The organism is uncultured Sphingomonas sp. (genome assembly GCF_964244235.1).
Taxonomy (GTDB): Bacteria; Pseudomonadota; Alphaproteobacteria; order Sphingomonadales; family Sphingomonadaceae; genus Sphingomonas.
Window position 1 is genome coordinate 1 of sequence record NZ_CAXTII010000086.1, and the last position, 11,295, is coordinate 11,295.

Here is an 11,295-nt window from a genome sequence, read left to right on the forward strand (position 1 = left end):
CTCGCCAGCATCATGCTATGGCTCAAATAATTAAATCGTCACCACAGCCTAGGGCAACGGTCCGCCCAGAAGGCGTGTGCGGATTGGCGGGCGTTTCGCGCTCAGTTTCGCACGCGCCGTCGGGCATAAGATCAGGCATGACGACGAACCAAGACCCTCAGGCCTTTATCCTTGATGGCGCGGCGATCGCCAACTTTGTGCGGCTGCAGCGCGGACTCTGGCATTGGAAGCAGGCTACCCGTCATTACGCCGCGCTCGTGTCCCGTCGCCTGCGCGGTGCGGACACATCCGTGGGCTTGCCCAATGATCCCTGGCCGGTGGATCGCATTGCCGATGTCTATGAGATCGTCGCCTCTCTAAACGAGGACCCGGAGGAGCGGAGGGCAGCGGCATTTGTCGCTGGCACCGCCCAGCAGATCATCGCGCGGCGTATGGGCGTCGCCAGCGAGACGGTTCCGCCCCCGGTCGATCGCGATGGCGTCGATGCCGGGCTGGCGGCCGCACTGCTCTTCCTCGCGGCCGAACAATATGCCGATGCCAATGAGGCAGCCGGGCCATTGGCCCTGCCACGTTCCGGCATGGAGGAAGCGCGCGAGATCGGGCGGCATGTTCGCGATTTTGCACGCGGCAACCTTACTGCGATCCTAGATCGCGCTGCTGCGGCGCCAATTGATGCGCCTGCGGCCGACGGGCTTGAGGCCACGCCAGCGTCTGGAGGCGGTCTTGAGGAAAAGGCTCTGCGTCTGCTGCTGGGCCAAATTGTTACCGGGCTCGAACATCTCGCCGCTTATGTGATGTCGGCCAATGAAGCGCCTGCGGGCGATTATATACCATGGATTCGTCTCAGCAGTCTTACGATATTATCTTTTTCATACTCATGATATTTTTCGCGGGCACTTTCGAGCTACGCCCACGGGTTCTAACGTACATTTCGGTAAGAAAGCTGAACTATAGGGGTATTCATTCTAAGCTATTTTTAGCGGTAAGAATAATGTCGGGTATATTAGCGTTATATGCAACTGTCTGTGTACTGTGTCATTTTTTATACGGAAAAGATATTTGGCTTTAGCTCCTATCCCAATAGACCCTCCATGAACGGCGTTGCGATTGCTATCGACTGACCAAAATCGTAGCAAAAATATACGTTATGACACGGATGGTGGCCAATCAATTTGCGCTTCGGAGCCGACCGATCCGTAGATCGGGAAGCGGATCATTTCCGATACGTCGGTCAAAGGTCCGGGGATTTACGCGCCCGCAACCTTGCTCTAGCGCTATGCCTCACAAGACCAAGCAAGGAGCGGTGGAGTGAGGCTGGTACGGGGCGCATGGAGGCTGCTGGTCGCGATCAAGGACGGGCTCGTCCTCATCGCGATGCTGATCTTCTTCGGCGCGATCTTCGCCGCGTTGAACGCCCGGCCGAACCACGCGGTCCATGACGGCGCGCTCCTCCTCGATCTCGACGGCGCGATCGTGGAGCAGGCCGCCGAGCCGACGACCTTCGCCGCATTGTCGGGAGGCGGTGCCAAACAGCAATTCCGGCTGCGCGACGTCGTCCGCGCGATCGACGGGGCGAAGGACGATGCGCATGTGAAGGCGGTCGTGCTCGATCTCGACAGCTTCGGCGGCGGCTATCCCGCCGCGCTGAGCGAGGTCGCCGCCGCGATGGGCCGGGTGCGGGCCAGCGGCAAACCGGTGCTGACCTATGCCACCGCCTATACCGATGGCGGCTACCGGCTGGCGGCGGCGGCGTCCGAGGTCTGGATGAACCCGCTCGGCGGCACGCTGTTTCTGGGGCCGGGCGGGACGACGCCCTATTACAAGGGCCTGATCGACAAGCTCGGCATCGACGTCCACGTCTACCGCGTCGGCAAGTTCAAGTCGTTCGTCGAACCCTATACCCGCGCCGACGAAAGCCCGGAGGCGAAGGAGGCGAGCCAGGCGCTTTACGGCACGCTGTTCGCCGACTGGCGCGACGCGGTGGCGAAGGCACGGCCGAAGGCGCAGGTGGCACCCTTCATCGCCGCCCCCGACAAGGCGATCCTCGCGACGAACGGCGATATCGCGAAGGCCAATCTGGCGGCGGGCATCGTCGACAAGCTCGGCGACCGCACCGCCTTCGGTGCACGCGTCGCGGCGCTGGTCGGGGCCGACCCGAAGAAGAAGACCGCGGGCAGCTTCGCGACGATCAGATATCTGGCCTGGCTCGATGCCAATCCGCTGCCGACGGGCGGCGACGCGATCGGCGTGCTGACGGTGGCGGGCGATATCATCGACGGCAGCGCAGGCCCGGGCGCGGCGGCGGGCGACACGATCGAGGCGGCGTTGTTCAAGGGGCTGGCGAAGGACGATCTGAAGGCGCTGGTCATCCGGGTCGATTCGCCGGGCGGATCGGTGCTGGCATCGGAGAAGATCCGACTCGCGATCCTGGAGGCCAAGAAAAAGGGTCTGCCAGTCGTCGTGTCGATGGGCGGGCTGGCCGCGTCGGGCGGCTATTGGGTGTCGACCACGGGCGACGCGATCTATGCCGAGCCGTCGACGATCACCGGATCGATCGGCATCTTCGGGATCATTCCCACCTTCGAGAAGACGCTGGCGAAGATCGGCGTGACGTCGGACGGGGTGCGGACCACGCCGCTGTCCGGGCAGCCCGACGTGTTCGCGGGCACGACGCCGATGCTCGACACCATCATCCAGGCGGGGATCGAGAATGGCTATCGCCAGTTCGTCGGCCGGGTCGCCGCCGCGCGTCATCTGACACCGGCGCGGGTGGACGAGATCGGCCAGGGCCGCGTCTGGGACGGCGGCACCGCGCATCAACTGGGGCTGGTCGACCGGTTCGGCACGCTGAAGGACGCGATCGACGATGCCGCACGGCGCGCGAAACTCGATCCGGCGAAGGTGCATGCGGACTATCTGGAGAAGCAGCCCGGCTGGTTCGCGACGATCGCGCGGGGCTTCGCCGACCAGGACGACGATGCGATCGTGCCGCACGACGTGTTCGCCCGCATCGCCACCGACCGCCGTCAGCTTTTCGCGCGCGCGCTCGGCGATTTGCAGCGGCTGGCAATGGCGGGATCGATCCAGGCGCGGTGCCTGGAATGCGGCGGAATGGGCCCGACGTCCACCGACCGCGCGGATGCGAAGCTGCTCGATCTGGTGTTGGCGCGGGTCGGGTTCGGGGGGTAGTTCGAGGAAGGTTCGTTCGGACGACAACGCAAGGGCGGTGCGCTCGGGGCCGCGGCAGCGCGCAATCGCTTATTCACCGCTGAGAAGGCAAGTGTCGTAATTGCACGGAACTTCCTGCCTTCGTGTCTTCGTGCGAACACAGCTTCTACCGCCGCCCGCGATACGCCGGCAGTGCCAGTCGCCACCGCATCGCCGCGGCGCGCAGCGTGAAGCCCGCGCCGGCGGCGGCGACCGCGGCCGGTGCGGGCGATGCCCCCGTCTCGATCAAAACCACATAGCTCGCCGACGACAGCGCCGCCGCGGTCACATAGAGTTCGGGGCGCATCAGGATCGACGGCTCGTGCGCGAGCACGTCGCGGATGACCCCGCCGATGCAGGCGGTCACCACCCCCATGACCGCGGCCGGGACCGGCGGGACGCCGTAGCCGATCGCCTTCGCCGCGCCGTAGACCGCATAGGCCGCGAGCCCGACCGCGTCGAACCAGTCGAGCGCGGCACCGCGCCACCAGCGTTCGGGGGTCACCCAGATGACGATGGCCATGCCGAGCACGACGCTCGCCGCGCGCGTATCGTGCACCCAGAACACCGGCGCGCCGATCAGCAGGTCGCGCACCGTCCCGCCGCCGACCCCGGTGACGAGCGCGAAGAACGCGAGCGTCACCATCGTCTGCCCCCGCCTGGCCGCCGCGAGCGCCCCCGACGCGGCGAACACCGCGAGCCCGGCGAGATCGAACTACGGCGCGAACGCGGGGAGCAGCGCGACCCTTGGGAGGATCGAGGGGGCGAGGTGCGGGAGCATCGGACGAGGGTTAGGGGATGCGGGCATGCATGGGAACGGCGTTGCCGCGAAGTGTCGTTGCTTCGCGACCGTCACGAGCGGCACCGGTTATGCCGCTGATCGTGATAAGGTCAGATGGCAGCATCACACGCGATCGGACGATTCAGCGCGATTAGCCTTTGCCGCAGACACTATTTTCGCGCCTGGCAGGGTTTCCCAATGCATTGGACCGGGACAGCGCCGCCCGGTTCCCGAAGGATGGCACTGCTATCCGGGACGGACTTCACTTGCGAACGGCGAAAAGCCGGAAAATCGCAATGCATCCCATCCGATCAATGCGATGCTGAATTACGCCTACGCGGTGAAACTGGCGCAGTTGCAAATCCGAGCCGTTGCGGACGGATACGACCCGACCTTTGGGATCATACACAATGGACGCCGTGGCAAGCCCGCTCTCATACTCGACCTGATCGAGCCACAACGCCCCATCGTCGACGATCTGATTTTGCAGCTCGTCAGCGAACGGCGCTTTGCAGCCGCCGACTTCACTCTGCGAGCGGACGGTGTATACCGCCTTTCACCCCAGCTTGCCAGGATGGTAGCGACGGCGGTCTCAGCATCTGGCAAAGACGCGATAAGTAACTAGTTAGGCCGCGTGCCCGCCCGGCTCAAAGGCGATACTCGTAAGTAATCTTTTGCTATGTCAGCCGGTCCATTTTCGCCCCCATGCTAGTCTTTTGAGACGAGCCGAAGCGCGCCGAAACTGCCGCTCCCTTGCTCGGTGAGGCGAGCGGACCACGATGTGCTAGCGCGTCAGATGGGGCATCGATGGCTACGGCGCACAGAGTCGGTCACATTGCAGATCAGCGCTGCGCGATGTAGCGGGCCGTTCCACTGACGCTCATGCCACAGACGATTTTGGGGGCCGGATGAATCGGGTGCTTACAGGATCAGCCGCCACGATTAGGAGGATAGGAAGTGTCGCGCTGTTGTCGGTACCGACCGCTCTCGCGATCTTTATCGGTTTTTGCGCGCTTGCGTGGGCGAGCCTAGGAGTTGATCGCACTCTCTTGATGAGCCAAGTGCGAACCGCCTACGGGTCCCGAGATTTGCGCACCGACGGCGGCGCATTGTTCGGCAACGTCAACATTGGCGAGCATCAATATAACGATTGCTTGATCCTTTTTCAGACGATCGACGATCGTGCATCGCGCATGGAACGCGCAATCAGTCCGCTACGTCCCGTTCCTGACAAGCAGGGGATCTGCGCCGACCTCAAGGAATTGGTCACCTCAGGTCCCGGTCAACCGCCGGATTTCTATCATCGCTATTTTCATGCTCAGACCACGTTGGCTCGAATGCTTGTTCCGGGTTTGGGTGTTGCGGGGTTGCGAGACCTCTACAAATTGCTGATTTCGTCGATCCTAGTGGCTGGTATCGGATTGGCGCTATTGGACATTGCTCGACGTCGGCGCGACGTTATGGGTGTAGTCTGGTTGATCGTCTTTTTTGTTTTTGCGCGTTTTTTTGGATTAGAATCGTTCGGGCAGTCGCTCGGCCACGCTCCGGCCGACCTATTGATTGTATGCTTTCTACTAATCGTCAGCCGCGCTTCATCTGAACGGCCGATATCGCGTAGGTTCGCAATGGTTGCTGCGGCGTCGTTCGGAGCTTTGACAATCGAATTTGAATTTCTCACAGGGGGGCTGCCGCTCGGGTTAGCCGTCGTGATAGGAACTTTGCCGCTTGCACTAGCACCCGGCGGCAAGGCGTTGAAAACCACCCTCGACGCAGCAATCAGTTTTGGCATTGGTGTCGTGACGTGCATGATCGGCAGAATTTTATTGTTGCTGATGGTTTTCGGCACCACCCCGTTAACCGCGTCATTCGATCAACTGTTATATCGCACCGGCATAGGCAACTCTGTCAACAACGACGCGTCCTCAGGATTGGGAAGCTTCGTAATGCGCGTCTGCTCAGGGCTGGGATCGCTGGCGGCTGGGATGATTTGGCTTGTTATCGGGATGCTGGGACTTGCCCTAGTCTCGGGGATTTGGAGCTATCAAATCCTTCGCAAGGACGAAAACGATGCAGTGCGGCAACGTGCAGTTGCACTGGTCGCGTCCAACGTAGTACTCTTACTATGGATTGTCCTTTTTCGGCAGCACACTGCGGAACATGCCTGGTTTATTGACCGCATTTTCGTGTGGGCGCTTGCTAGCAGCGGGATACTTTTCGCACTTGCTGTAGAGTCGCGGCGTTTCACTACCAAAGCCCCGTTTTCCTAAAGAAATAGACGACCGACGGTCTATTTCCCGCCAGTGGCAGTACTCACCGGTCATCGCCTGAATGTGATACGGGATCGGCGAATTGTCGCTGCAGGACTCTTACGAGATCAGCGACATGATCGACATGCTGCAATTTGACGATTTGTATTTCGCAGGCACCGCCTGGGCGTTGATTGAGGACAGCAAGGATGCTTCTGGCGGCGGCCTGCGGGCGGACGAGGAGTAGCAGGTGTTAGCGCAAGAGCGTTAGGTTCTATGACACTTACGCGCGGCAACATGTGTCTCGTAAGCGTCCTCACTAGTTTTTGAGGTCGTTCGCAATTGCGAAAGCGGGACGTTTATTTTTGGTTCCAGCCTAAACCTGGGCGCATACGCAGAGACCGCTAACCGCAAAGGCGGCAATTTTAATCTAACCACGTTTGCCGGTTGTGGTCACGAATGCAATCCCACCCGCTATCACTATACCCCCCCGGCGGAAGGCCGGGGCCCAGATGCCACGGTCGCCGTTACGGCGCGCTTCGCTCTCCGATGATCGGATGGCAACCGGGTCCCGGCCTTCGCCGGGGGGGGTGAACATATCCGGCGTCCGGCCTTACCGGCCCGACCCAACCCCAACCCAAAAACCGAAAACAAAAAAAGGGCCGGCATCGCTGCCGACCCTTTGTCGCCGCACCTTGTCGCATCCGGGAAACCGGCCGAAACCAATCCCCGTCCGCCACCGGTTTCGGCGGCGAGCGTCGTGCCGGGCCGCGAACGACCCTGCATCTCGCCCTTCGGTCACCGGGCCGGACGGCGATCACGCTTTCGCGCATCCTTCGTCCGACCGCGGCGGCCGGCTCGGCTTTCGTCGGCCTGGAGCCGCCTTCCGCCTCGCCTTCCGGTCGATGCCGCCTTCGCCCTGTCGCGGACCGTTTGCACGATCGCGCCGGGGACGAGGGAGTGACATCTCCGACCCGACCATCGCGCCCGGTCCGCTTGCGCGGATCGTCCTCGACCATCGGTGCAGCGATCCGGCGTTTCTCCCGTTTCCGGTCGTTCCGCCGTCTCCCTGTCGAGCCAATGCTGTCACGCCGCCCGAGTCGCACAAAGCGCCAAGTGCACTGTCCGCTCTGTGGATAACGTGGATATCGTGGAGCGTTTCGTCGTATCCGGCCGTTACGTCATCACATCCAAGGAGAGCAGCGATGACGACACGTAGTGGATCGGCCAGATACGAGGGCCTGGGCAGAGACGGCAAGGGTCGTGTCTCGACCCAGTCGGGCGTGCTGAGCGACAGCCCTTACGGTTTCAATACGCGGTTCGAGGATGCGCCCGGCACCAATCCGGAGGAATTGATCGCCGCCGCACATGCCGGCTGCTTCACGATGGCGCTGAGCTTCGCGCTGGCGAATGCGGGCTATTCGACCGGCACGCTGGCGACGACCGCGAAGGTGACGCTCGACAGGGACGGCGACGGCTTCGCCATCACAAGGTCCGACCTGACGCTGACCGGCAAGGTCGATGGGATCGCCGCCGCCGAATTCGCGACGATCGCAGCGGACGCGAAGGCGAACTGCCCCGTGTCGAAGGTGTTGAACGCCGAAATCACGCTGACGCACGCGCTCGACTGATCGGACCGCAAGGCGGCGGTGTCAGAGGATGCCGCCGCCCAAAATCAGGCGGAACGCGAATATCACGATAAGCACGAGGTTCAGGTTGCGCCCGCCATTGTGCGACGACAACGCTCCGACTGCGGCACCGACGATCCCGATCGGGATGACCAGCCAGTTCATCCAGCCGAGCAACGGCACGAAGGCGACGAGGCCAAGCACGAGCGTGACGAGGCCGATCAGGATCGAGACGATGTTGAGCATTGCAGACAGGATGGCGCGACTTTGCCGGCGCGGCAAGCCGGTCCCGCGCGAAACGCCAATTTAACCACCGCCCGACCATGAAGGATCGGCGCGCGCCACGCGTGCCATCCGAAAAGGTCCGCGATGCCGCGTCGCCCGCTATTGTTGCCGATCCTCCTGCCCCTCGCGCTCATCGCGTGCGGCAAGACGCCCGACGCGCCCCGAACGCTGGACAGCCTCGACCGCGAGCTGACCGACGCCAACGCCGCGTCGCCCGCGCATGATCCGGCGCTGACTGCGGCACTGCACGACCAGATCATGGTCGATCCCGCCCTGGCGCAGACGTCAAACGCCAACGTCATCCGCCCGCCGAGCCGCCCCGATCCGATGGCCGTGCCGCCGACCGTGGCACGCGCCGATCCGGTCGATCCCGCAAAGCTGAAAACCGCGCCCGCCGCGTCGGGGGACTGCCCCGAATGCAAGGTATCGAAGGGCGCGCTGACGCTCGGCGCGCTCGCCGCGCGGCAGCCGAGCCGGCCGCTGGCACAGTGCGCGCCGCTGATCGCCTATTCCGCCGGCTGGTCGAACCGCCTGCCGCAAGGGCTCGGTCTCTACCCCGATGCCCGCGTCGAGGAAGCCGCGGGTACCGACGCCAAGGGCTGTTCGCTGCGCATCGTCAGCTTCGCGAGCGCCGCCGCCCCCGCGCGCGTCATGAACTGGTATTTCACGCAGGCGCGCGCCGCGGGGTTCACCGCGGAGCACCGGGCGGACGAGAAGCAGGACGTGCTCGGCGGAACGCGGGGCGGGACGACCTATATCCTGTATCTGTCGCGGCGTTCGGATGGCGGGACGGATGTGGATTTGATCGCGAACGGTTGATCTGTGACCGACCGTTCCCCGGCAGGTCCCTAACGCAATCGCGCTGTCCGTCCTTTTTCCGATCGATCGCAAACCGCGCCAGCCTTCGCCGGGGAGGAGTAACCTGGGGCACCCCCGCCATTGCTGATATTGCCCGCAAGCCGTAGGGCAAGCACCATGCAACCCCTCCTCCTCGTCATGATCGGCGGCGCGATCGGCACGGCCGCGCGGTATCTGACCGGCCGCGCCGCGCTGGCGCTGCTTGGTCCTGCCTATCCGTGGAGCGGGACGCTGACGGTCAACCTCGTCGGCGGGTTCGCGATGGGGGTGCTGGCGGGCGTGCTCGCGCGCAGCGGCGGATCGGAGCAATGGCGGTTGCTGCTCGGCGTCGGTGTGATTGGTGGCTTTACCACCTTCTCCGCCTTCTCGCTCGATATCGTGACGCTGGCGGAGCGCGGGGCGATCGCGACCGCGCTGGCCTATGCGCTGGCGTCGGTGATCGGCGCGGTGCTGGCGCTGTTCGCCGGACTGTCGATCATCAGGGCCGTCGCTTGAGCGAGGTCCGCACCTTTTCCGTCGGTTACGACGATGACGGCATCCGGCTCGATCGCTGGTTCAAGCGGCATCTGCCCGACACCAGCTTCACCACGGTCGCGATGTGGGCGCGCACCGGGCAGTTGCGCATCGACGGCAGCCGCGCCGCGCCGGGCGACCGGCTGGAGGCGGGGCAGACACTGCGCGTGCCGCCGCCCGAACCGATCCGCCCCGCCGCGACGCCGGAGCGCGAGCGTGCGCCGCTGTCCGACGACGAAGTCGCGATGGCGCGCGAGATGGTGATCCACCAGGACGCGCAGGCCTTCGTCCTCAACAAGCCGCCCGGACTCGCGACGCAGGGCGGCACGAAGACGACCGCGCATGTCGACGGACTGCTCGACGGCCTTCGCTACGATAACGAGGGCCGGCCGAAGCTCGTCCACCGGCTCGACAAGGATACGTCGGGCGCACTGCTGATCGCGCGGACGGCGCGGGCGGCGGCATTCTTCGCCAAGGCGTTTTCGGGCCGGACCGCGCGCAAGGTCTATTGGGCGCTGATCGTCGACGTCCCCTCGATCGAGGACGGCATGATCGAGCTGCCGATCGGCAAGCAGCCGGGCACCGGCGGCGAGAAGATGATGGTCGACGAGGGCGAGGGTAGCCCCGCGCGCACCCGCTACCGCGTGATCGAACGCGCGGGCAATCGTACGGCCTGGGTCGAGCTGCAACCCTTCACCGGCCGCACGCACCAGTTGCGCGTCCACATGGCGGCGATCGGCCACCCGATCGTCGGCGACGGCAAATATGGCGGCGCGGCGGCGTTCCTGACCGGGGGGATCAGCCGCAAGATGCATCTGCACGCCAGGCGGATCCGCGTCGATCACCCCGATGGCGGCGAGATCGACGTGGCAGCCGAACTGCCGACGCATTTTTCGGAAAGCCTGAAGCAGCTGGGCTTCGACGAGATGCTCGGCAACATGATGCCGATGGACGAGAAGGTCGCGCCGACCAAGGCGGAGGAAAAGCAGCGCGCAAAGGCGCATGCCAAGGGCGTCCGCAAGGAAAACCGGGGCGAACGGCGCCGGCGCGGTGCGGGCGAGGAACCGCGCGCCGCTGCGCCCGCCGCCCCGAAGCGCGCCCGACCTTCGGCGGCGAAGGCGAAACCCGCTACGGGCACCGGCCGCGGCAAGCTGGGCGACGGCGGCCGCCCGGGCCGCACCCGCGACGGCAGCCCCCGCGCGCGACCACCGGCGGGCGGGAGCGGCGGGGCGAAGCGCTGATGCACCCGGCCCGCGCCTTTCGCAGCGACGCGGACCCGCTCGCCCAAGCCGCGGCGATCGGCTTCGCGCATGTCTTCGCGGGCACGCCAGAGGGACCGATGGTCGTCCATGCGCCGGTCACGCGCCACGGCGATCGCCTGCGCTTCCACGTCGCGCGCGCGAACCGGATCGCGAAACATCTGGACGGCGCGACATTGCTGTTGAGCGTCGTCGGGCCGCACGGCTATATCAGCTCGAACTGGTACGAACGGCCCGGCGATCAGGTGCCGACGTGGAACTATGTCGCGGTCGAGATCGACGGGCAGGCCGCTCCGGTCGGCGACGACGATCTGGTCGAACATCTCGACACGCTGGCCGCGAACCACGAGCCGCACGACCGACCGTGGACGAGGGACGAGATGGACGATGCGATCTTCCGCAAGATGCTCGGCGGCATCCGCGGTTTCGCGGTGACGGTCGCGGCGACCAGGACGACCGACAAGCGCAGCCAGAACAAGACCCCGGCGGACCGCGCGTGCGTGATCGCCGGGCTGGAC

The 11,295-nt window shown here is 64.6% G+C and carries 10 protein-coding genes and 1 pseudogene; 9 read left to right on the forward strand and 2 right to left on the reverse strand.

What is annotated here, in order from left to right; translation table 11 throughout:
- Positions 1–137 precede the first annotated feature (137 nt).
- Complete coding sequence (locus ACFE7D_RS12345) at positions 138–881, forward strand: hypothetical protein (protein WP_375395719.1); 744 nt, start codon at positions 138–140, stop codon at positions 879–881.
- A gap of 427 nt (positions 882–1,308) precedes the next feature.
- Positions 1,309–3,189 (forward strand): signal peptide peptidase SppA, encoded by a 1,881-nt coding sequence (gene sppA, locus ACFE7D_RS12350; protein ID WP_375395720.1) that lies wholly within the window; start codon positions 1,309–1,311, stop codon positions 3,187–3,189.
- A 145-nt stretch (positions 3,190–3,334) separates the two neighbouring features.
- Here sppA and ACFE7D_RS12355 read toward each other — a convergent pair.
- Positions 3,335–3,988: pseudogene (locus ACFE7D_RS12355) on the reverse strand (trimeric intracellular cation channel family protein).
- Positions 3,989–4,013: 25 nt separating this feature from the next.
- Here ACFE7D_RS12355 and ACFE7D_RS12360 point away from each other — a divergent pair.
- From ACFE7D_RS12360 to ACFE7D_RS12370, 3 genes are all read left to right on the forward strand, one after another.
- Positions 4,014–4,613 (forward strand): CRISPR-associated endonuclease Cas1, encoded by a 600-nt coding sequence (locus ACFE7D_RS12360; protein ID WP_375395721.1) that lies wholly within the window; start codon positions 4,014–4,016, stop codon positions 4,611–4,613.
- Between the two features lie 343 nt (positions 4,614–4,956).
- Positions 4,957–6,255: a hypothetical protein gene (locus ACFE7D_RS12365; RefSeq protein ID WP_375395722.1), complete on the forward strand. Its 1,299-nt coding sequence runs from the start codon at positions 4,957–4,959 to the stop codon at positions 6,253–6,255.
- 1,184 nt (positions 6,256–7,439) lie between these two features.
- On the forward strand, positions 7,440–7,865 hold the full coding sequence (locus tag ACFE7D_RS12370; protein ID WP_375395723.1) for an OsmC family protein: 426 nt from the start codon (positions 7,440–7,442) through the stop codon (positions 7,863–7,865).
- A 21-nt stretch (positions 7,866–7,886) separates the two neighbouring features.
- Here the strand turns inward: ACFE7D_RS12370 and ACFE7D_RS12375 are convergent, their stop codons facing one another.
- Positions 7,887–8,108 carry a hypothetical protein gene (locus ACFE7D_RS12375; RefSeq protein WP_375395724.1) on the reverse strand — a complete coding sequence of 74 codons (222 nt, stop codon included), beginning with the start codon at positions 8,106–8,108 and terminating at the stop codon, positions 7,887–7,889.
- 144 nt (positions 8,109–8,252) lie between these two features.
- Between ACFE7D_RS12375 and ACFE7D_RS12380 the strand changes: the two genes are divergently transcribed.
- The 4 genes from ACFE7D_RS12380 to ACFE7D_RS12395 all read left to right on the forward strand — a co-directional run.
- Positions 8,253–8,966, forward strand: coding sequence for a hypothetical protein (locus ACFE7D_RS12380; protein ID WP_375395725.1), 714 nt, complete (start codon positions 8,253–8,255; stop codon positions 8,964–8,966).
- A 156-nt stretch (positions 8,967–9,122) separates the two neighbouring features.
- On the forward strand, positions 9,123–9,500 hold the full coding sequence (crcB, locus tag ACFE7D_RS12385; RefSeq protein ID WP_375395726.1) for a fluoride efflux transporter CrcB: 378 nt from the start codon (positions 9,123–9,125) through the stop codon (positions 9,498–9,500).
- Positions 9,497–10,759 (forward strand): RluA family pseudouridine synthase, encoded by a 1,263-nt coding sequence (locus ACFE7D_RS12390; protein ID WP_375395727.1) that lies wholly within the window; start codon positions 9,497–9,499, stop codon positions 10,757–10,759. Before crcB ends, ACFE7D_RS12390 begins: the two co-directional genes overlap by 4 nt.
- Positions 10,759–11,295: FMN-binding negative transcriptional regulator (locus tag ACFE7D_RS12395; protein WP_375395728.1), on the forward strand; the 537-nt coding region annotated here is incomplete at its 3' end. The genes ACFE7D_RS12390 and ACFE7D_RS12395, both read left to right, overlap by 1 nt.

Coding starts and splice junctions, on each gene's coding strand:
- ACFE7D_RS12375 (WP_375395724.1), bottom strand. CDS start 8,108: ATGCTCAACATCGTCTCGATCCTGATCGGCCTCGTCACGCTCGTGCTT.
- ACFE7D_RS12345 (WP_375395719.1), top strand. CDS start 138: ATGACGACGAACCAAGACCCTCAGGCCTTTATCCTTGATGGCGCGGCG.
- crcB (WP_375395726.1), top strand. CDS start 9,123: ATGCAACCCCTCCTCCTCGTCATGATCGGCGGCGCGATCGGCACGGCC.
- ACFE7D_RS12370 (WP_375395723.1), top strand. CDS start 7,440: ATGACGACACGTAGTGGATCGGCCAGATACGAGGGCCTGGGCAGAGAC.
- ACFE7D_RS12360 (WP_375395721.1), top strand. CDS start 4,014: ATGCATGGGAACGGCGTTGCCGCGAAGTGTCGTTGCTTCGCGACCGTC.